Annotated in this window: 16 protein-coding genes, 1 tRNA gene and 1 pseudogene; 4 read left to right on the top strand and 14 right to left on the bottom strand. The window is 72.0% G+C overall.

Features of this window, described 5'->3' with window-relative positions:
* Nucleotides 1-31 precede the first annotated feature (31 nt).
* The 10 genes from AC1DE0_RS03140 to AC1DE0_RS03095 all read right to left on the bottom strand — a co-directional run bounded on the left by AC1DE0_RS03140 (nt 32) and on the right by AC1DE0_RS03095 (nt 13,403).
* Nucleotides 32-2,185 (bottom strand): ATP-binding protein, encoded by a 2,154-nt coding sequence (locus AC1DE0_RS03140; protein ID WP_478097013.1) that lies wholly within the window; start codon nt 2,183-2,185, stop codon nt 32-34.
* A complete protein-coding gene (locus AC1DE0_RS03135) occupies nt 2,182-3,630 on the bottom strand; it encodes a glycosyltransferase family 2 protein (protein WP_478097011.1) in 1,449 nt (482 codons plus the stop codon). The genes AC1DE0_RS03140 and AC1DE0_RS03135 overlap by 4 nt, the downstream gene beginning before the upstream one ends.
* Nucleotides 3,627-4,685, bottom strand: coding sequence for a HEAT repeat domain-containing protein (locus AC1DE0_RS03130; RefSeq protein ID WP_478097009.1), 1,059 nt, complete (start codon nt 4,683-4,685; stop codon nt 3,627-3,629). Before AC1DE0_RS03130 ends, AC1DE0_RS03135 begins: the two co-directional genes overlap by 4 nt.
* A gap of 73 nt (nt 4,686-4,758) precedes the next feature.
* Entirely contained in the window at nt 4,759-5,160 is a 402-nt protein-coding gene (locus AC1DE0_RS03125; protein WP_478097007.1) for a response regulator transcription factor, read from the bottom strand.
* A 123-nt stretch (nt 5,161-5,283) separates the two neighbouring features.
* Nucleotides 5,284-7,431: a transcription termination factor Rho gene (gene rho, locus AC1DE0_RS03120; RefSeq protein ID WP_478097750.1), complete on the bottom strand. Its 2,148-nt coding sequence runs from the start codon at nt 7,429-7,431 to the stop codon at nt 5,284-5,286.
* 270 nt (nt 7,432-7,701) lie between these two features.
* Nucleotides 7,702-8,688: a homoserine kinase gene (locus AC1DE0_RS03115; protein ID WP_478097005.1), complete on the bottom strand. Its 987-nt coding sequence runs from the start codon at nt 8,686-8,688 to the stop codon at nt 7,702-7,704.
* Nucleotides 8,689-8,692: 4 nt separating this feature from the next.
* Entirely contained in the window at nt 8,693-9,787 is a 1,095-nt protein-coding gene (thrC, locus tag AC1DE0_RS03110; RefSeq protein ID WP_478097003.1) for a threonine synthase, read from the bottom strand.
* Nucleotides 9,787-11,103, bottom strand: a complete 1,317-nt coding sequence (locus AC1DE0_RS03105) for a homoserine dehydrogenase (protein ID WP_478097001.1) — start codon at nt 11,101-11,103, stop codon at nt 9,787-9,789. Before AC1DE0_RS03105 ends, thrC begins: the two co-directional genes overlap by 1 nt.
* Nucleotides 11,104-11,187: 84 nt before the next feature.
* Nucleotides 11,188-12,606 carry a diaminopimelate decarboxylase gene (lysA, locus tag AC1DE0_RS03100; RefSeq protein ID WP_478096999.1) on the bottom strand — a complete coding sequence of 473 codons (1,419 nt, stop codon included), beginning with the start codon at nt 12,604-12,606 and terminating at the stop codon, nt 11,188-11,190.
* A 2-nt stretch (nt 12,607-12,608) separates the two neighbouring features.
* A complete protein-coding gene (locus AC1DE0_RS03095; protein WP_478096996.1) occupies nt 12,609-13,403 on the bottom strand; it encodes a DALR anticodon-binding domain-containing protein in 795 nt (264 codons plus the stop codon).
* Between the two features lie 192 nt (nt 13,404-13,595).
* Between AC1DE0_RS03095 and AC1DE0_RS03090 the strand changes: the two genes are divergently transcribed.
* Together AC1DE0_RS03090 and AC1DE0_RS03085 are read left to right on the top strand one after the other, a co-directional pair.
* Nucleotides 13,596-13,667, top strand: a tRNA-Arg gene (locus AC1DE0_RS03090).
* A gap of 109 nt (nt 13,668-13,776) precedes the next feature.
* A complete protein-coding gene (locus AC1DE0_RS03085; RefSeq protein ID WP_478096994.1) occupies nt 13,777-14,439 on the top strand; it encodes an ASCH domain-containing protein in 663 nt (220 codons plus the stop codon).
* Between the two features lie 46 nt (nt 14,440-14,485).
* On the opposite strand, the pseudogene AC1DE0_RS03080 reads toward AC1DE0_RS03085, so the two are convergent.
* The 4 genes and pseudogenes from AC1DE0_RS03080 to AC1DE0_RS03065 form a co-directional block, all read right to left on the bottom strand.
* Nucleotides 14,486-15,124, bottom strand: a pseudogene (locus tag AC1DE0_RS03080) (sensor histidine kinase); the annotation flags it as partial.
* Between the two features lie 691 nt (nt 15,125-15,815).
* Nucleotides 15,816-16,535 (bottom strand): response regulator, encoded by a 720-nt coding sequence (locus AC1DE0_RS03075; RefSeq protein ID WP_478096992.1) that lies wholly within the window; start codon nt 16,533-16,535, stop codon nt 15,816-15,818.
* Nucleotides 16,536-16,843: 308 nt separating this feature from the next.
* Entirely contained in the window at nt 16,844-17,881 is a 1,038-nt protein-coding gene (locus tag AC1DE0_RS03070) for a hemolysin family protein (protein WP_478096990.1), read from the bottom strand.
* Nucleotides 17,878-19,299 carry a hemolysin family protein gene (locus tag AC1DE0_RS03065; RefSeq protein WP_478096988.1) on the bottom strand — a complete coding sequence of 474 codons (1,422 nt, stop codon included), beginning with the start codon at nt 19,297-19,299 and terminating at the stop codon, nt 17,878-17,880. Before AC1DE0_RS03065 ends, AC1DE0_RS03070 begins: the two co-directional genes overlap by 4 nt.
* A 227-nt stretch (nt 19,300-19,526) precedes the next feature.
* Between AC1DE0_RS03065 and AC1DE0_RS03060 the strand changes: the two genes are divergently transcribed.
* Complete coding sequence (locus AC1DE0_RS03060; protein ID WP_478096986.1) at nt 19,527-20,627, top strand: ABC transporter ATP-binding protein; 1,101 nt, start codon at nt 19,527-19,529, stop codon at nt 20,625-20,627.
* Nucleotides 20,624-21,424, top strand: coding sequence for an ABC transporter permease (locus AC1DE0_RS03055; RefSeq protein WP_478096982.1), 801 nt, complete (start codon nt 20,624-20,626; stop codon nt 21,422-21,424). Before AC1DE0_RS03060 ends, AC1DE0_RS03055 begins: the two co-directional genes overlap by 4 nt.
* The last annotated feature ends 8 nt before the right edge of the window (nt 21,425-21,432 follow it).

The raw sequence follows: 21,432 nt of genomic DNA, 5'->3' as shown, positions 1-21,432 counted from the left end.
GGGCGCTCCTACCCCGGGCCTACACCGTGCCTTACACCGGGACGCTGGCCGGCTGGGCCACCGGGAGCACGACCTGCATCGTCGAACCCTCGCCCTCGACGGACGCGATGACGAGCTCGCCACCGTGCCCCTCGACGATGGCCCGGACGATCGCGAGGCCCAGCCCGGTGCCCGGGATCGCGGCGGCCGTGGCGTTGCCCGCGCGGAAGAACCGTTCGGACAGGCGGGCCAGGTCGGCGGCCGGGATGCCGATGCCGGTGTCGTGGACGGAGATGATGGTCGAGCCGCCGGAGCGCTCTGCGGTGAGCACGACCTCGCCGCCCTCGGGCGTGAACTTCACGGCGTTGGAGCCGAGGTTGATGAGGGCGCGCTCGACCTGGCCCCGATCGACCTTCACGATGAGGTCGTCGGGGACCGCTGGGCAGATCAACTGCACTCCGGAGGCGGCCGCGACCGGCTCCATCGTCTCGGTGACGGTGCGCAGCAGGTCACGGACGGCGACCTCCTCGGCGATCGCCTGGAGGCCGCTGATCTCGATCTTGTTGAGCACGAGGAGGTCCTCGATGAGGCCGCGCAGCCGGGTGGCGTTGCGTCCGATGATGTCGAGGGCGACGTGCTGGCCGTCGGACACCTCGCCGAAGTCGCCGTCCACGAGCAGCTCGAGGTAGCCGCTGATGGAGGTGAGCGGGGTGCGCAGCTCGTGGCTGACCGTGGCCATGAAGTCGGTCTTCTGACGGTCGAGTTCGGTGAGCCGCTGGACCTGCTCGTCCTGCATCTGCGACAGGCGCAGCGAGACGATCGACTGGGCGGCGATGGCCGCGCACTGCTGCGCGGCCTGGATCTCGTGCCGGTGCCACCGCCTCGGCGCGTTGACCATGAGCACCGCCATGATGCCGAGGCCGCGGCCGCCGGTGCCGACGGGAAGCATGAGCAGCGAGAGGGCCCCCGTGGCCCGGTGGAAGGCGCGGACGCGCTCGTCGGAGTACGCCTTGTGCGCGAGCAGGTCGCCCAGGTCGAAGAAGCCGGCGTCGCGTCGCAGCTCGTCGTTGACGGCCCCCACCTGCTGCGCGAGCGAGCGCGGCAGCGGCGGCAGGTCGGGCAGGTCGTCGGTGTGCCACTGGAGGCGGTCGCCGATGGACTGTCCGGTATCGGCGAGCGTGTAGAGCAGCACGCGGTCGGCACCGAGGCCGGCGCCGAGCCTGGAGGTGACGCGCTGCAGCGCGTCGCGCACGTCGGCCGCCCCGCGAGCCCCTCGGCCGACGTCGAGCACGAGCTCCTGCATCTCGAGCACTGCCGCCTGCTGGTCGACGAGGCGGGCGTTGGCACGGGTGAGGTCGTTGAAGTCGCGGGCCAGCATGCGCACCTCGAGGGCCCCCTCCTCCTGGTTGGCCATCGCGATGACGTCCTCCTCGGCCTGCCGCCGCACGACCTCGCGCAGCCGGGCCAGGGGGCGGCCGACGGCGCGGTCCATCCCGAAGCCGGCCGCGACGAGCACGATGAGCACGAGGGAGGCTGCGGCGATGATGACGCCCGACGTGATGCCGGTGGCCTCGCGGGAGTCGACCCTGGCGGCGTTGCGGTGGTCTCGGATCGTGTCGCCGAGCGTTGCGCTGGCCTTGGTGAAGCGTGCGTATGCCGCCTCGACGCGGGCGCGCGCGGCCGTGTCGACCGCGGGTGCCGGGGCTGAAGGCGGTGCGGGAGGTGACGTGGCACCGGGCGAGCCGGTGGGGGGCGGACCGGACGGCGCACGCGCCGGGACCCCGGCGAGCGAGGCACGCGCGGACGCGAACCACTCGGCCACGGTCGCCCGCTGGTCGGCGACGAGCGTGGCGAAGGCCGCCCGGTCGGTGGCCGAGAGCTCAGTGCTCTGCGTGCCTTGCTCGACCCGGGCGAGGTGCTGCTCGATGACCGGCTGGAGCGACAGGGGGTCGATGGGCGCTGGAGCACCGACGACGGCCTCGCGCCACGCGCCTTCCGCGCGGGTCATGTCGAGCAGCACGCTGTTGTTGGCCTCGGACGCGGGCCCGAGCGCCAGCGTGAGCGCGCGCACGGCGGCGCTCTGGGAGTGGATCGTCGCGAGGGCCACGACGGCGCCGACGGGGACGAGGACGACCAGGATCCCGATGAGCACGCGGATCTGGCTGCCCACCGACCGCCTCGAGACGGCCGGCAGGCCGCCGCTCATGCGGCGTCCTCGTCGAAGCCGGTGCGGGTCATGACGCCCCAGACGTGCTTCTTGCCGCGCAGGCTCGACCACCAACCCTCGAGACGCCACCAGACGGTCAGCTGCCGATAGCCGATGTTCTCGAGCACCGAGGCGGCGACGGTTTGCCAGATCGCCCGCCACCGGTCGTGCTTGTGGAAGGCCCATTCGTCGACGACCATCGCCGAGAGGGTCACGAGGACGGCATACCCGTAGGCGAGGACGAGGAAGAGGATCGCGAAGGGCACGTTGACGACGCCGAGCAGCAGGGCCAACGGCACGATGAGGATGCCGAAGAGCTCGAGCAGCGGGGCGATGAGCTCGAAGAGCCAGTAATAGGGCAGGGCGAGCGCGCCGATGCGGCCGTACTTCGGCCGGAAGAGCATGCTCCGGTAGACCCACAACGTCTCCCAAAGGCCCCGGTGCCAGCGGCGTCGCTGGTTGCGCAGCACCGTGGCCGTGACCGGGACCTCGGTCCACGACACCGGCTCGGGCACGAACTCGACCCTGTAGTCGCGACCCTGGTCGCGCATGCGCTTGTGGATGCGCATGACGAGCTCGAAGTCCTCGCCGATGCTGTGGGGGTCGAGGCCGCCGACCTCGACGACGACGTCGCGACGGAAGAGCCCGAAGGCGCCGCTGATGAGGATCAGGCCTCCGAGACGCGACCAGCCGGTGCGGCCGAGCAGGAAGGCCCGGAGGTACTCGACGAGCTGGATGCGCGGGATCCAGGTCTGCGGCATCTCGACGCGCACGATGCGCCCCGAGACCACGCGACTGCCGTTGACCGGACGGATCGCGCCGCCCGTGGCGACCATGCGGGTCGGGTCGTCGGCAAAGGGACGCGTGACGTGCAGCAGGCCGTCGGGCTCGAGGATCGAGTCGCCGTCGATCATGGCGACGAGTGGCTCGCTCGCGGCGTTGATCGCGACGTTGATCGCCTCGGACCGGCCGGAGTTCTCCTTGCGCACGACAACGAGCCGGGTGCGGCCGTCGCGCGGCACCCAGATGCCGAGGACCTTCGCGCGGATCGGCACCTCGGTGGGCAGCTCGCGCGGCACCTGGACGAGGTCGAACGCCTCCTCGAGACGCGCGAAGGTCTGGTCGGCACTGCCGTCGTCGACGACGACGACCTCGTGCCGGGGGTAGCGCAACGTGAGGAACGACTTGACGGCCGTGACGATGCCAGCCTCCTCGTTGTAGGCCGGCACGAGCAGCGAGACGCCCGGTGCCATCCCGGCGCCCTGCCAGGTGAGCGCCGTGGCCCGCCGCCGCTGCTGCGCACGGAACTCGAGGTAGGCGAGCCCGATGAGCAGGAGCAACGAGGAGTTGATGAGGACGAAGTAGATGATGATCGGGACGCTCGAGACGTCCATGACCCACACGACGAAGCAGCGCAGCCCCTCCACGAAGCCCTGCCAGCTCATGCGGCCGCCTTCTGCAGGCTCACCATGAGTCGCGCCGTGCGCACGGCAGGGTCGTCCTCGTGGCCCGCGAGGGCGTCGCTGCCGTCGGGTCCGAGCGCGAGGAGCGCCATCGCGGCGAGCTCGGCCAGGCGCGGGTCGGGGTCGTCGAGCAGGGTCGACAGGGTCGGGATCGCGGCGTCCTCGCCCAGCTCGCCGAGAGCCTGCACACAAGCCCGGCGCAGCGACAGCGGGTCGTCCGCGGCCGTGTGGCGGGCCAGGACGGCGGCGTCCTCGCCGCGGCCGAGTCGGCCGATGGCGACGGCTGCGGTCTCGCGGACCGTGAGGTCGGCGTCGTGGTCGAGCAGGTTGCGCAGCTCGGGGAGACCACGCGTGAAGCTGCGCTCGCCGCTGAGGTGGGCCGCGACCATCCGCGTGCGGGCGTTGTCGTCGCCCATGCCCTCGCGCAGCACCTCGGAGATGCCGACACCCATCGACTGGAGGGCCTCGGCAGCGGTGGCGGCCGGCAGCCCACGGTCGGGGATGCCGATGGCGGCCAGCACGGCGCCGGCCGCGCTCGGGTCGCCGATGAGGCCCAAGGCGTACGCCGCACTGTTGCGGACCTCGACCGACTCGTCGCGCAGGGCCTCGACCAGCTGCGGGACGGTGTGGTCGGCTCGCGCCAGGCCCAGCAGCTGGGCGGCCCGGGCCCGTCGGACAGAGGACCGGTGGCCCAGGTCGTCGACGGCCGCCTCGACGGCCCCGTGGACCTCGAGCACGTGCACGAGCTGGTCGCCGGGGCCCCCACGGATCTTCGTCAGGAGCTCGACGATGTTGCGGTCGAGGACCGTGCGGGTGACCCCGGTGGCCCAGGTCAGCTGCTCTGCCGCGGACCCGTCGTCGTCCTCGCCCGAGGCCACGGTGATCAGCGGCCCGCGAAGCGGTGACAGCAGCATCTGGTCACGCTGGTTGCGACTGTGACGCTTCGCCCGCACTGCGACCACTGCGAGGACGAGGAGCAGACAGCCGCCGAGCACGGCGCTCGTCGCGCCGAGGAGCAGGGCTCCGCCGATGATCACGACATGGTGCCCGTCGCCGCGCCGGTCACCGCACGAGCCTTCACGCCGGTCGTCACAGGAGCCCTTCCGGTCGTCATCTGGCCCGGGCGAGCATGCCGTTGACCCGGTGCAGGAGCTCGCGCGGGCTGAACGGCTTGATGACGTAGTCGTCGGCCCCGACGGCGAAGCCGGTGTCGACGTCGGAGTCACGGGACTTGGCGCTGAGCAGCAGGACGGGCACCGACGCGTTGTCGCTCTCACGGATCTTGCGCAGCACGTCGATGCCCGACAGGCCAGGCATCATGACGTCGAGCACGGCCAGCTGCGGCGGGTTGGCAGCGAACGCCTCCCACGCGCTGATGCCGTCGGGAACCGCCTCGACGGCATACCCGGCCTGGGTCAGCTTGAACTCGACGAGGTCGCGGATGTCGGCGTCATCGTCGGCCACGAGGACACGGACGGGGCTGGCATCGAGGTCGCCGGCAGGCGCAGACATGTCACTCCATGGAGAGATTCGAGTGTGAAGCACCATTTTAGGAACAAATCACCCGAATGGGCCACGAAACGCCGAAGGGGAGCGGTGCCGTGAGGCACCACTCCCCTTCGTGCGGGAGCTTCGTCAGGACTCGTCGAGCTTCGAGCCGCTCGTCTGCTGCACCTGCGTGAGGAACTCGTAGTTCGTGCGCGTCTTCTTGAGGCGGTCGATGAGCAGCTCGATCGCCTGCTGCGCGTCGAGGCCCCCGAGGACCCGGCGCAGCTTCCACATGATCTTCAACTCCTCGCTCGCGAGCAGGATCTCCTCGCGGCGGGTGCCCGAGCTGTTGATGTCGACCGCCGGGAAGATCCGGCGGTTGGCCAGGTCGCGGCTCAGGCGCAGCTCCATGTTGCCGGTGCCCTTGAACTCCTCGAAGATCACCTCGTCCATCTTCGAGCCCGTCTCGACGAGAGCGGTCGCGAGGATGGTCAGGGAGCCGCCGTTCTCGATGTTGCGCGCGGCGCCGAAGAACTTCTTCGGCGGGTAGAGCGCAGCCGAGTCGACACCGCCGGACAGGATGCGTCCGCTCGCCGGCGCGGCGAGGTTGTAGGCACGACCGAGCTTGGTGATCGAGTCGAGCAGCACGACGACGTCGTGGCCGAGCTCGACGAGACGCTTGGCGCGCTCGATGGCGAGCTCGGCGACCGTCGTGTGGTCCTCGGCGGGCCGGTCGAAGGTCGAGGAGATGACCTCGCCCTTGACGGCGCGCTGCATGTCGGTGACCTCCTCGGGACGCTCGTCGACGAGGACGACCATGAGGTGGCACTCGGGGTTGTTCGTCGTGATCGCGTTAGCGAGGGTCTGCATGATCATCGTCTTGCCGGCCTTGGCCGGGGCGACGATGAGGCCACGCTGGCCCTTGCCGATCGGGGCGACGAGGTCGATGATGCGCGTCGTCAGGACGTTCGGCTCGGTCTCGAGGCGCAGGCGCTGCTGCGGGTAGAGCGGCGTCAGCTTGCCGAACTCGACCCGCTTGGCGGCCTCCTCGGGCGTCGTGCCGTTGACGGTGTCGAGGCGCACGAGGGCGTTGAACTTCTGGCGCCCGACGTTGCCCGACGGCTGCTCGCCGTCTCGCAGCGCCTTGACCGCACCGGTGACGGCGTCACCCTTGCGCAGGCCGTTCTTCTTGACCATGCCGAGCGGCACGTAGACGTCGTTCGGGCCGGCGAGGTAGCCGGACGTGCGCACGAAGGCGTAGTTGTCGAGCACGTCGAGAATGCCGCCGACCGGCACGAGGACGTCGTCGTCACCCACCTGGATGTCGGTGTCGTTCCAGTCCTGGCCGCCCTCACGACCACGGCCCCGCTTGCGGTCGCGGCTGCGCTGGCGGTTGCGGCTGCGCCGGCTGCCGCCGTCGTCGTCGAAGTGCGACTGCTGCTGGCCGCGGGTGTCGCCCTGGCGGCCGTCGTGCTGGCGGTCGCCCTGGTCCTGCTGACGGGTGTCCTGCTGACGGCTGTCCTGCTGACGGCTGTCCTGCTGACGGCCGTCCTGCTGACGGCCGTCCTGCTGACGGCCGTCCTGCTGGCGCGCCTGCTGACGGTCGCCGCGGTCGTTCTGGCGGTCCGACTGCTGGCCCCGGTCGTTCTGGCGGTCCGACTGCTGGCCCCGGTCGTTCTGGCGCTCCGAGCGGCCGCCCTGCTGACGGTCGGACTGCTGACGGTCGGACTGCTGACGGTCGGACTGCTGACGGTCGGACTGCTGGCGAGCCGAACGGTCGTCGCGGCGGTCGGACTGGCGCTCCTGCTGACCGCGACTGCGCTGACGGTTGCCGCCATCGGAGCCACCGTCGCCATCGCCGGTGGGCGCGGTGTGGGTCGTGTCCGCGGTCCCGGCGACGTCGTCACGCGAGTCGCGCGCGCCCCGCGAGGGCCGCTCGGCGCCCTTGGTGTCGGCCGTCTCGGACGAGGCGGCCGCAGCCCGCTCGCCCGTGGCGCCGGTCTGGTCGGAGGCTCCCTCGGAGGAGCCCGCCTTCTCGACGCTCTTCTCGGCCTGCTCGGTGCCTCCCGAGCCCGCCGGGCGGCTGGCGCGGCGCGACGTGCGGGCCGGAGCGGCACCGTCGGACGTCTCGCTCTTCGCCGGCGCCGACGCGGGAGCCGGGGTCGAGGCGGCGGGGGCGGACGAACCGCCCGCCTGCCGGGCCTTGATGGCCTCGACGAGGTCGCTCTTGCGCATCTTCGTCGTTCCGGTGATGCCCATCGACGACGCGACGCCCTTGAGCTCGTCCAGCTTCATGGCCGACAGGCCGGACACCGGACGGGTGGTTGTTTCTGACACGAAGGATCCTTCCCCCTCGTTTGCGGCCCGGGAGGTCCAGCGGGCCGGAGTTGGACCAGGTGACCTGGCCGTCTGAGATCCACTTCGGCGCAGAACGCGCCCAGAGGCAGGTGACTTCGCCTCAATGTGGGGGTGATGCACCGTCCTGCGAATGTCGCGGCTGTGGTGCGCGCCCAGAATACCACCCGGGTGCCTCCGCGCCGGGGCGGATCGCTCCTGTGTCGACGCTCAGCAGGCCCTGACCCGCGCACCACGGGGCGGCACGCCCGGGGTGAGCCGCTCCCAGTGCGCCGCCAGACGACCCGCCTGGACGGTCGAAGCCGCCTCGTGTGTGGTGAGGACGAGCACGCTGGGGCCCGCCCCCGAGACCACGGCCGCGTGACCCTGCGAGCGCAGCAGGTCCACGAGCTCCATCGTGTCGGGGTAGGAGGGTCGCCGGGCCTCCTGGTGCAGCCAGTCACGCGTCGCCGCGTGCAGGTGGGACGGGTCCGCCGTGAGCGCGTGCACGAGCAGGGCGGCCCGCCCGGCGCCGGCAGCGGCTGCCGCGAGCGGAACCGTCGCGGGCAGGACGGCGCGTGCCGTGCGGGTGGCCAGCTGCGTCTCGGGGACGAACACCACGACCTCGACGTGGGGGTGCGGTTCGATGCGGGCCGTCACGGTGCGTTCGCCGTGGTCGTGACCGCTGTCGTCGGGCATCCAGCTCACCGTGAGTCCGCCGAGGGCGCTGGCCGACGCGTTGTCGGGGTGCCCCTCGAGCTCGCTCGACAGGTGCGTCGCCAGCCCGAGGTCGACGGGCACGTCTTCGCCGCTGCCCGGCCAGGCGGCATACGGCTCGGGGGTCGAGGGTGCCATGCCGAGCGAGAGTGCTTGTGCGGCAACGACCCCGGCGACGATGGCGGTTGCCGATGATCCGAGACCGCGACTGTGGGGCACGCCGTTCGTGGCGACGATGCGCAATCCCCCTGGAGGACGCACCCCCAGGGACTCCCAGGTGTGCTGCATCGTCGCGTGCACCAGGTGCCGCTCGTCGGTGGGCACGTCGGCAGCGCCCTCGCCGGTGACCTCGATGACGAGACCGAACTCGTCGGAGGTCGTCACGACGTAGTCGTCCCAGAGACCGAGGGCCAGCCCGATGGAGTCGAAGCCGGGGCCGAGATTGGCGCTGCTCGCCGGCACGCGGACGTGCACGGACCGCCCGGCGGGCACTCGGCTCACGCGGTCAGCCCTCGAGACCGAGCGCCTGAGCGGCGCTGAAGGCGTCGACGCTGACGCGTGTGGGCACGACGTCGCTGCCGTCGGCGGTGCGCAGCGCCCACTGGGGGTCCTTGAGGCCGTGGCCGGTCACGGTGCAGACGATGCGTGCACCGGTCGGCACGAGGCCGGCTGCGTGGCTCGCGAGCAGACCCGCCACCGAGGCGGCCGAGCCGGGCTCGACGAAGACCCCCTCCTGCGAAGACAGGTAGCGGTGCGCGTCGAGGATCTGCGCGTCGGTGACGGCCTCGATGCGGCCACCCGACTCGTCGCGGGCGGCGACCGCCTGCTCCCACGACGCGGGGTTGCCGATGCGGATCGCGGTCGCGATGGTCTCGGGGTGGTCGACGGGGTGCCCGAGGACGATGGGCGCAGCCCCTGCAGCTTGGAAGCCCCACATCATCGGCAGGTGCGTCGCGGGCCCGGCAGGCGCGTCGGTGACCGGCGAGGCGAGGTACTCGCGGTAGCCACGCCAGTACGCGGTGATATTGCCGGCGTTGCCGACCGGCAGGCAGTGGATGTCGGGGGCGTCACCGAGGGCGTCGACGACCTCGAACGAGGCGGTCTTCTGGCCCTCGATGCGAGCTGGGTTGACCGAGTTGACCAGCTCGACCGGGTAGGCCTCGGCGAGCTTGCGCGCCAGCGTCAGGCAGTCGTCGAAGTTGCCGTCGACCTGCAGCAGGGTCGCGCCGTGCGCGATGGCCTGGCTCAGCTTGCCCATCGCGATCTTGCCGTCGGGCACGAGCACGCCGCACGTCATGCCGGCCTTCGTCGCGTACGCCGCCGCCGAAGCCGACGTGTTGCCCGTGCTGGCGCAGATGACCGCGCGCGCACCCTTGGCGGCGGCGACGCTGATGGCCGTCGTCATGCCGCGGTCCTTGAAGGAGCCGGTGGGGTTGAGGCCTTCGTACTTCAGGTGCACCTCGGCGCCGACACGCTCGGACAGCTTCTCGGCGTGGATGAGGGGCGTGCCGCCCTCGTGCAGCGTGACGACGGGCGCGCCTTCTAGCATCGGCAGGCGGTCGGCGTACTCGCGGATGACTCCGCGCCACTGGTGGGCCATCACGAACCTTCCACGCGCATGACGGAGTTGACGCCACGGACGACGTCGAGCGTGCGCAGGCGCTCGACCGTCGACGAGAGGGCCGCGTCGGTGGCGGTGTGGGTCACGATGATGAGGTTGGCCCGCGCGGACTCGCCGTCGGCGGCCGCGACGAGCTGCTGCCGCACGGTCTCGATGGAGACGTCGTGGTCGGCGAACGCCGCGGCGACCTGCGCGAGGACGCCGGAGCGGTCCTCGACGTCGAGGCTGATGTGGTACCTGGTCTCGGCGTCGCCCATGGCGAGGACAGGCAGGTCGGCATAGCTCGACTCCCCCGGACCGAGGCCACCCCCGACGCGGTGGCGCGCGACGGCGACGAGGTCACCGAGCACGGCGGAGGCGGTGGGGTCGCCACCGGCGCCCTTGCCGTAGAACATGAGCTCGCCGGCCGCGTCCGCCTCGACGAAGACGGCGTTGAACGCCTCGCGGACTCCGGCGAGCGGGTGCGAGCGCGGGATCATCGCCGGGTGCACGCGTACGCTCACGCCTCGCTCACTGCGCTCGCAGATCGCGAGCAGCTTGACGACAGCGTCCATCTCGCGCGCCGCGGCGACATCGGACGCCGACACCTCGGTGATGCCCTCACGGTAGACGTCGGTGCCCGAGACGCGCGTGTGGAAGGCGAGGGAGGCGAGGATCGCCGCCTTCGCGGCGGCGTCGAAGCCCTCGACGTCGGCGGTCGGGTCGGCCTCCGCGTAGCCCAGCGCCTGGGCCTGCTCGACGGCGTCGGAGAAGCCTGCGCCGGTCGTGTCCATCTTGTCGAGGACGTAGTTCGTCGTGCCGTTGACGATGCCGAGGACCTTGCGCACCTCGTCGCCCGCGAGCGACTCGCGCAGCGGCCGCAGCAGCGGGATCGCCCCGGCGACGGCGGCCTCGTAGTAGAGGTCGACGCCCTTCTCGGCGGCCGCGGTGTAGAGAGCAGGTCCGTCCTCCGCGAGCAGTGCCTTGTTGGCCGTGACGACGGACGCGCCGTGGTCCATGGCACGCAGGATGAGCGAGCGGGCCGGCTCGATGCCACCGATCACCTCGACCACGACGTCGGCGCGCGTGACGAGGTCGTCGGCGTCGGTCGTGAAGAGCGACGGGTCGACCCCGAGCTCCGAGCGGTCGCGCCCGGCGCGGCGCACCGCGATGCCGACGATCTCGAGCGGGGCACCGACCCGGGCCGCCATGTCGTCGGCGTGCTCGGTGAGCAGGCGGGCCACGGCTCCACCCACGACACCCGCTCCGAGCAGGGCGACGCGCAACGGCCGGGGGTCACTCACTGCACTGTCCACGGTGCGAATCCTGCCGTCTGTCCGGGATCTGGACGCCCATTGTTTCGCGATCCGGACATGCGCGACGCAGGATCTGCAGATCCATCAGACGTCGAGCGCGAGCAGGTCGTCGACGGTCTCGCGTCGCACGATGACGCGAGCCACCCCGTCGCGCACCGCGACGACGGGTGGCCGAGGGGTGTGGTTGTACTGGCTTGACAGCGACCTGCAGTAGGCCCCGGTGCCGGGCACCGCGACGAGGTCACCGGCCGTCACGTCGGCGGGAAGGAACTCGTCCTTGACGACGATGTCTCCACTCTCGCAGTGCTTTCCGACGACGCGGGCGAGCACCGGGTCGGCCGTGGAGGCGCGGTTCGCGAGCGTGCACGAGTAGTTGGCGTCGTAGAGGGCGGTGCGCACGTTGTCGCTCATGCCGCCGTCGACCGAGACGTAGACGCGCTGGGCCCCTCCGTCGAGGTCGACCGGCTTGACGGTGCCCACCTCGTACAGCGTGAACGTGCTGGGCCCGGCGATCGCGCGGCCCGGCTCGACCGAGATGCGCGGCACCGCGACTCCGTCGGCCCGGCACTCGCGCTCGATGATCTCGGCCATGCCGGCAGCGAGGTTCTTCGGCGGCAACGGGTCGTGTTCGGTCGTGTACGCGATGCCGAACCCGCCGCCGAGGTCGAGCTCGGGCAGCTCGGTGCCGAGCTCGCGGGCGATCTGCGTGTGCAGGCCGACGATGCGCCGCGCCGAGACCTCGAAGCCCGACGTGTCGAAGATCTGCGAGCCGATGTGGCTGTGCAGTCCGAGCAGCCGCAGCGACTCGGGCCGGGCCAGGATGCGGCGCGCGGCCTCGAACGCGTGGCCGCCCGAGAGCGACAGCCCGAACTTCTGGTCCTCGTGGGCCGTGGCGATGAACTCGTGCGTGTGGGCTTCGACCCCCACGGTGACGCGGATGAGGACAGGCGCGACGACTCCCAGCTCGGTGGCGACCGCGGCCACGCGGTCGATCTCGTCGAAGGAGTCGACGACGATGCGCCCGACGCCGTACTCGAGGGCCGCGCGGATCTCGGCGACGCTCTTGTTGTTGCCGTGCAAGCCGATCCGCTCACCGTGCACCCCGGCGCGGACCGCCACCGCCAGCTCGCCACCGGTGCACACGTCGAGGCTCAGGCCCTCGTCGCGGATCCATCGCGCGACCTCGGTGCAGAGGAAGGCCTTGCCGGCGTAGAACACGTCGGCTCCACCGGACAGGCTGTCGAAGACCTCGGCATACGTCTGCTTGAAATCCCTTGCGCGCGAACGGAAGTCGTCCTCGTCGATGATGTATGCCGGCGTGCCGAACTCACGTGCGAGCTCGGCCACGCTCACCCCGCCGACGGTGAGGGCTCCGTCGGCGCCACGTCCGACGGAGGTCGCCCAGAGTGAGGGGACGAGGGCGTTGACGTCGACGGGKGTCTGGAKCCACKCGGGGCCGCGATAGCCCTCGGCGTGCAGCGCTCCTGCTTCGTGTGCGCGCATGCCTACATCCTCTCGGGGGCCGACGCGCCCAGGCGCGCGAGTCCATTGCGCAAGACGACGCGGACGGCGTCGGCGAGCAGCAGCCGCGCGGCGTGGACGGCCCGCACCGGCTCGTCCACGACAGCCGGCCGCAGGGGGTGGTCCCAGCCGCCGACGAGGTCGGCCAGGTCGGAGAGGGCGCGCCGCTGCTGCGCCACGTCGCCCGAGTGGGTGTCCAGCCGTTGCGGGAGGTCGGCGAGCGCCACGAGGAGGTGCCGCTCGATCACGTGGGTGAGCCGTTCGACCCGTGCCGACTCGCGCCGCTCGACACCGGCGGCCTCGGCGTTGCGGATGAGACGACAGAGCCGCGCATGGGCCAGCTGCGCCGCGAGGAGGGGGTCGCCGGCCGCCCGGCTTCCGGGCACCTCCGCGGGGACGGGCGCGACGGCTCCCCCGCCGAGGGCGTACTCGTTCTGGTGCTCGAGCACGTGCGCGACGATCGCCGACCGCGCGGCCTCCTCGAGCGTCACTGCGATGAGGCCGCTCGGCGCGACCTCGACTGCGGCCACGGGCTTCTGGAGGGTGAGGCCCTGCGCGAGGACGCGCGCGAGGTCACGAGCGCCGATGCCGAGACTCGGCGCCCAGCGCTGAGCCACGGGAGTCACCCAGTCGGCCACCACCCCGGCCGCACGGGTGTCGGTGGGGCGGAAGATGGCGCCGCCGGGGGCCCCGGAGGCGGCCCCACCGGGCAGCTCGCCGCTGCGCGCGGCCTCCGCGGCGACCTGCTCGAGGAGGGCGCGCAGCTGCTCCGGCGTCATGGCGGCGAGTCTACGAGGAGCGCTCGGGGCGGCAGTCGGAGCACCGCCTCGGGCAGCGCCTCGCACCCACCGCGTATGCCGGCACGACCGTCTGCGTGGCCCCGCAGTACCGGGGCACCCCGGCGGATGGGGGTGCATTCCGCGATCGGCCGCCCCGGCTGCTAATCTCACCGGGCGCACGAAAGTGCGCACGCCCCCGTAGCTCAGGGGATAGAGCACCGCCCTCCGGAGGCGGGAGCGCAGGTTCGAATCCTGCCGGGGGCACGATACGACGAGAGGCTGACCTGAACGGCGCGGAGCGCCAGTTCAGGTCAGCCTCTCGTCGCTGTTGCCCCCGGCACCTTCCGAACCGGACCGGGTGCCACGATGGGGCGTGCTCATCTCCAAGCCTGTTGCAGAGGCCATTCGAGCGGGAGCCGTGACCCAGGCCTTCCGACGCTGGGACACCCCACGGGTGAAGGTCGGGGGCGTCCAGCTGACCCCCGCCGGCCTCGTCCGCTTCGACGCCGTGAGCCGGGTGCGCGACCCCGACAAGCTGACCGAGCGAGACGCACGCAAGGCCGGGGTGAAGGACCTCGCGACGCTGCAGAAGTTCCTGAGCCCCACGGCGCGCAAGCCCTCCGCGCGCGGCGGTCGCGGCGGCGACAAGGTCTATCGCATCCGCCTGAGCTGGGCCGGCGAGGACCCGCGAATCGCGTTGCGCGAGAACGTGCCCGACGACACGACTCTTCCGCAGATCGCGGCCCGGCTGGCTCGGCTGGATGCTCGACCGAGCGGTCCCTGGACCCGCGACATCCTCGAGTGGATCCGGGACAACCCCCGGGTGGTCTCCAAGGAGCTGGCTGCGCTCCGGGGGTGCGAGTTGCTCCCGATGAAGGTCGACATCCGCAAGCTCAAGGCGCTCGGGCTGACCATCAGCCACGAGGTCGGATACGAGATCTCGCCGCGCGGCGCGGCCTATCTCGACTGGGCCGACCGACCAGACCAGCCAGACCGGCCAGACCGGCCAGACCGGCCCGACCCGCTCGACCGCTGACCGCGCCCCGCCCGACCCAGGAGTCCGCGAACGCCCTGGGAACCGTGACGGTGAGCAGCGCTCCCCCGTCTGGCGGCCGTTCGAGGCCCAGGTCTCCCCCGAGGTCGCGCACCGTGTCTCTCAGCAGGTGCAGGCCGACGTGCCCCTGCCCGGAGCCCATGGGCGCACCTCGTGGTGCAAGACCCCTGGGGTCGCGCGGGCCGACGCCGTCGTCGCGGACGGTGACGACCACCTGGTGCCCGACGACCCTGGCGCGAAGGAGCACCGACGTGGCCTCGGCGTGCTTGACGACGTTGCGCAGCCCCTCGCGGATGGAGCGGTACACCACCTGGGCCATCGGCAGGCCGGACCGCGCTATGGCCGGGTCGAGGTCGACCTCGACGTCGAGGCCCGAGGACCGCGCCTGGTCCGCGAGCCACTCGACGGCGGGCACGAGGCCGCCCTCGGCGAGGTCGGCTGGGTAGATGTCGGTCATGAGCGATCGCAGGCCCTCGGCGTCGCGCTTGAGCCCCGTCGACAGCTCGCCGACGATCGTGCGGGCCCGGGTCGCGTCGGGCGGCAGGTCGTCGACGAGGGCGCCCATGAGGTAGCCGAAGCCGGCGAGGTTCTGCAGGACCCCGTCGTGCAGGTCGTCGGCGATGCGACGTCGTTCGAGGTCTGACGCGGACAGCGCGTGGCGCAGCATCCTGCTGCGGTCGGCCTCCCCGCGTTCGACGCGGCGCGCCAGGGACACGGCGAGCGGCAGCACCATCACGGCGAAGAGCAGCAGCGAGCCCAGGCCGACCACCGCCAGTCGTCCGAGCAGGGCCGACTCGTCCTCGTGCATCGGCTCGGCGGTCCAGTAGGACTCGAAGACGAGCGGGATGCCGTCGGCGTCGTGGAGTCCCGCATACACCTCGAGGAGCTCTCCGCTGGACCGCTCGTCGGCGTTCTCGGCCTTGGACAGGTCGGACACGTTGGAGGTCACGTTCTCGGAGCCGAAGAGCTCTGCAACGTCGGCGTCGAGCGCGAAGGTCTGCCCGATGAGCTGTTTCTCGTCGGACCACAGCACCTGGCCGTCCTCGGTCCAGATCTTGATGTGCACGATCGACCCGTCGCGCATCCGGCTCTGCAGCAGGTAGGCCAGGGTGGAGGTGGGGCCGGGGTCGCCGGCCCGTACGCGACGGTCGACCAGGGGCGCCACGACGTAGCGCGCCAGCCCCGAGCCACGCACGGTGGCGTCGCGAAGCGCGATCTGTGACGCGAGGGGCCGGGCCAGGAGCACGGTGCCGACCCCCACCAGCGCGAGCGCGGCGAACGTCCAGAGCAGGAAGCGGCGCAGCGCGGAGCGCGTCACCCCTCCCGCCGAGGGGTCGGCGGCGCGGAGCAGCGCCACGTCAACCAGTCCCTCGGAGGCTCACCATCCCCAGCCTGCTGGCCGTGACCACGGCCTCGAGCTGCGAGTGCGCCCCCAGCTTCGCGAGCACGCTCTTGATGTGCCCGCGGCTCGTGAGCACCGAGATGCCGAGGCTGCGCGCGATCTCGGTGGCGTCGCGCCCCTCGGCGAGCAGCCCGAGCACCTCCGCCTCGCGCGAGGTCAGGTCGACGGGGGGCAGCCCGCGGGCCGGCTGCGAGCCCACGAGCCCGCGCAGCAGCTTCGGGTGCACGTGGAAGCCGTCCCTGGCTGCGGTGTGGATCGCCGCGATGACGTCCTCCCACGAGCCGTCCTTGGGCAGCAGTGCACAGGCACCGGCATCCGCCGCGCGACTGAGCAGACCCTGGTCGAGGTGGGCGGTGAGGACGATGACGCGCAGGTCCGGTAGCCGCTTCGTCAGCTGGGCGGTGAGGTCGATGCCGTCGTCGTGGCCGAGCCGCACGTCCATCAGGACCGCGTCGGGCGCCTCGCGCTGCAGCAGCTCGAGGGCCGCCCCGGCCGTGTAGGCGACCCCGGCGCAGGTGAGGCCGGTCTCTCGGTCGACGGCGAAGGCCATCGCGTCAGCCACGGCGCGGTGGTCGTCGACGACCACCACCGTCAGCAGATGCTGCTGCGGCTCGACGTGCTCTTCGGCGTGCTCCAGGTGCCCCACGGGCAGGCCACGAACCATCTGATCCCCCATACGTTCGAGTGCGGGCCACCCCTCCCGTGCCGCAATTATCACAAGGCTCGGGCGGCGGGGCAGGGGTTTCCCCCCAAATCTTGGGGAGAGGTCCTGCCGACGATGGGTGTTGCCGGTGTCCGCGCCACGACGCACGCTTGGACATACCGGGTGCAGAGGGCCGCATCCGGCTGAGGACGTCCGTCACCCGGCGTCCCCTCCGACTCCCCGACGGTGACCCGGTCGTTTCCGCCCTCCCCGGACCGGCGTCATCACCACGGTGGCCGCGCGCCACCGGCTGACGCCCGCCGAGCCGCCCTCGGCGGGCGTCAGCGCTGCGTGGTGTCCGTGACCTCGCCGACGAGCTCCTCGAGGACGTCCTCGAGGAACAGGACTCCCGTCACCGCGGCGTCGGCGTCGATGACCCGCGCGAGGTGGGCGCCGGTCAGCTGCATGGTCGCGAGGACGTCCTCGATGTCGTCGCCGTCGCGCACCGTGGCCAGGCGGCGGATGCGCTTGGGCGGGATGGGCTGCTCGTGACGCTCGTCGTCGGCGTAGAGCACGTCCTTGAGGTGGATGTAGCCGGCGATCTCGCCGGCCGCGTCGCACACGGGGTAGCGCGAGAAACCCTGCTTGGCGACGAGCCGCTCGATGTCGGCCGGCGTCGCGCCGAGCTGGACCGTCGTCAGCGCGGTGATGCCCACGGCCACGTCGCGGGCCAGCTTGTCGGAGAACTCGAGGGTCTTGGCGACGAGCCCGTGGCGCTCCTCCTCGATGAGTCCCTCGCGGCGTGACTCACCGACGATGTGCGCGACCTCCTCGACGGTGAAGACCGACGTGATCTCGTCCTTCGGCTCGACCCTGAAGAGGCGGACGAGGGCCTTGGCGACGGTCTCCATCGCGTGCACGATCGGGCGCAGGGCGCGCGAGAGGAAGAAGAGCGGCGGCACGAGCACGAGCGCTGCGCGGTCGGGCCCGGCGATGGCGAGGTTCTTCGGGATCATCTCGCCGACGACGACGTGCAGGTAGCTGACGATGAGCAGGGCGATGGCCAGGGCGACCCCACCTGCCCAGGCCTCGGAGAGTCCCCAGGCGTGGAAGACGGGCTCGAACAGGTGGTGCAGCGCCGCCTCGGCGAGGGCACCGAGGCCCACGGAGCACACCGTGATGCCGAGCTGGGCCGTGGCGAGCATCGAGCCGAGGCGTTCGAGCGCGAGCAGGCACGCGACCGCCCGCTTGCTGCCGGCGTCAGCGAGCGGCTCGAGCGTCGACCGGCGTACGGCCATGGCGGCGAACTCGGCGCCGACGAAGAACGCGTTGCCGAGGAGGAGGAAGAGCGAGACGACGTAGACCCAGGGCCCGTTCACGACCGCTCCCCCTCGTCGCCCGAGGACGTATGCCGTTCACGCGGCCGGGCTCCGGCTGCTCGGTCGCGCTGCTCGTCGGCACCCCCGTGCCCGCCGTCGGCGTCGCCCGCGGCCGGCAGGGATTCGGGATCGGGAACGAAGCGGAGCCGGTCGACCCGGCGCCCCTCCATCCCGACGACGTTGATGCGCCACCCGGGCAGCCCGACGACGTCGCCGACGACGGGAACCCGGCCGAGCACGTGCATCACGTAGCCGCCCATCGTCTCGTAGGTGTGCCCGTCGGGCACGTCGGCGTCGAAGGCGTCGCGCACCTCGTCGGGGCGCCACAGCCCGGGAACCGTCCACGACCCGTCGATGAGCTCGCGGCCGCCCTGCCTGCTGCGGTCGTGCTCGTCGGAGACCTCGCCGACGATCTCCTCGACGACGTCCTCGAGGGTGACGATCCCGGACGTGCCGCCGTACTCGTCCACGACGACGGCCATCTGGAAGCCGCCCTCGCGCAGCTGCCGCAGCAGCGGGTCGAGCCGGATGGTCTCGGGCACGACGAGCCGCTCGGACATCAGGGCCGAGACCGGCACGTCCTTGCGGCGCTCGTGCGGCACAGCCATCGCCTTCTTGACGTGGACCACGCCGTCGACGTCGTCCCAGTCGTCGCCGAGCACGGGGAACCGCGAGTGGCCGGTGCGCCGCGACAGGCGCAGCACGTCGTCGGCGGACTCGTCTCGGTGGATGCCGGTGCAGCGCACCCGAGGCGTCATGACGTCGTCGGCGGTGCGCTCACCGAAGCCGAGCGAGCGGGTCAGCATGCGCGCGGTCGTGACGTCGAGGGTGCCGGCCTCGGCGGAGCGCTGCACGAGGCTCGCGAGCTCCTGCGGGGTGCGGGCGCCAGACAGCTCTTCCTGGGGCTCGATGCCGAGCGAGCGGAGGAAGCCGTTGGCCGACCCGTTGAGGACGACGATGAGCGGCTTGGCGACGGCAGCGAAGAACCGGACGGGCAGCGCCACCACCTTGGCGGTCGCGAGCGGCGCCGAGATGCCGAGGAACTGCGGCAGCAGCTCGCCGAAGACCATCGAGAAGACCGTGGCGAGCAGGAGGGCGAGCGCGCTCGAGACCGCCTCGACCGCCGCGTCCCCGAGGCCGAGGCCGGCGAGCGGGCCGGCGACGAGCACTCCGATCGAGGGCTGCGCGAGGTAGCCGACGACGAGGGTCGTGATGGTGATGCCGACCTGGGCGGCGGAGAGCTGGGTCGAGAGCTGCTTGAGCGACTGCAGCACGACGCGCGCGCGTGAGTCGCCCTCGTCGATGGCGCGCTGCACCGTCGGCCGGTCGAGCGCGACCAGCGAGAACTCGGCGGCCACGAAGACGGCCGTCCCGGCCGTCAGCAGCACGGCGCCGAGGACGAGCAGCCACTCGGTCACGGTCGCGCCACCAGCTGGGCCGGGACGGTGTGCACCTGGGCTCGGATGGACGTCATGGTGGGCCCACTATAGGGAGCCGGAGCGACGGCGCGACGACCCGAGCCCGCGGCCGTCAGGCACCGGACCGCCCCGGTCCGGGCGAGCCGGTCTGCCTGTGGCCGCTGTGCGCCGTGTGGTTGAGTTGGGCGCATCAGGGTGACTCGGCGGGGCGAGCGGAAGAGGGCACGGTGGCAGGCGCACGACCTGAGTTCGGCGGTCGCATCGAGGTGCGCGGCCTGACCAAGCGGTTCGGCTCGTTCACGGCGGTCGACCACCTCGACTTCGACGTGGAGCCGGGACGGGTCACCGGATTCCTCGGGCCCAACGGCAGCGGCAAGACGACGACGCTGCGCATGCTGCTCGGCCTCGTGCGGGCCAGCGCCGGCACCGCGACGATCGAAGGGCACCGCTACCGCGACATCCCCAACCCGCTCACCGTGGTCGGATCGGCCCTCGAGGCCACCAACTTCCATCCCGGCCGCACCGGGCGCAACCACCTGCGCGTGCAGGCCGCCGAAGCCGGCGTCCCCGACCGGCGCGTCGACGAGCTGCTCGAGCTCGTGGGCATCCCCGCGGCGGCCCGCAAGCGCGCCGGCGGCTACTCGATGGGGATGCGCCAGCGCCTCGGACTCGCGGCCGCGCTGCTCGGCGACCCCCGCGTCATCATCCTCGACGAGCCGGCCAACGGCCTCGACCCCGAGGGCATCCGCTGGCTGCGTGGCTTCCTGCGCCACCTCGCCGACGAGGGGCGCACCCTGCTCATCTCGAGCCACATGCTCTCGGAGGTCGAGCAGACGGTCGACGACGTCGTGATCATCGCCAACGGCAAGCGGGTCGCCCAGGGCACGGTCGCCGAGCTGCGGGGCAACCCCACGGCCTACGTCCGCACGTCCGACCCCGACCGGCTGGCCGAGGGGCTGCGCCGTCGCGGGCTCACGGTGACCGCCGCGGGCCCCGGACTCCGGGTCACCACCGAGGACCTCGCGACCGTCGGCGACGTCGCCCACGCGAGCGACGTCGCGATCCACGAGCTGCGGTCGGAGCAGACCCACCTCGAGGAGCTGTTCTTCAACCTCACCGAGAGCGAGGAGTTCCGCAACCGCAACCTGCTGACCGAGCCGGCAACGAGCACCGTGCCGGCCGCCGCGACGCCGGCCCGGATGCCGACCGACCTGCCTCCCCCGAGCGGGCCACCGATCGACCCGGCGCTGCTCGCCGAGCCCGGTCCGGCCGCCCGCACCGATCACGACTCCCGCCACGATGGCGGGCGAGACGGAGACGCACGATGACCGCCGTGCGCGCTGAGCTGCGCAAGTTCTTCACGACGCGCCTCTGGTGGGGCATGGCGATCGCCGTGCTGCTGAGCGGTGCCGCCTTCGCCGTGCTGTTCGCGTTCGTGTTCACCAGTGACGCGGTGCGGGGGCCCCAGGGTGCGGTCGCTCCCCGCACCGACGCCGCCATCGCCAAGACCGTCTTCACCGGCGGCCTGCAGGTCGGCTACCTGCTGACGCTCGCCATCGGGGTGCTGACCATCGGCTCCGAGTACCGCCACCAGACGGTCACCGCGACCTTCCTCGCCATCCCACGACGCGGACGGGTGATGGCCGCCAAGGTGGCCGCGCTCCTCGTGGTCGGCGCCTTCTACGGGGTGCTCTCGCTGGCCGGCGCGGTCGGCGCCGGGTCGCTGGTGCTCACCTCGAAGGGCATCGCACCCTTCGCCGACACGTCGATCTGGCGCACCCTCGCGCTGAGCCTGCTCGTGCTCGGCCTGTGGGCCCTCATCGGACTCGGCGCGGGCATCCTCATCCCCAACCAGATCGCGGCCCTGCTCATCTCGGTCGCCGTGGCCTGGATCGTCGAGCCGGTGCTGAGCCTGGTCCTCGCCCTCACCGACTGGGGCAAGAGCATCTCGCCGTACCTCCCGAGCCGGGCGACGAGCGCCATGGTCGAGGCGACGAGCGGCGGCTTCGACGGGCAGCCCATCCAGCAGCTCTCGTGGTGGGCGGGTGCGCTCGTACTCATCGCGTATGCCGTCGTCATGGCCGGTCTCGGCACGTGGCGCACGCTCCGCAGCGACATCACCTGAGCACCGTT

The sequence above is a fragment of the Terrabacter sp. 05T424 genome (assembly GCF_056396225.1).
This window is presented reverse-complemented; position numbering and strand designations above follow the sequence as displayed.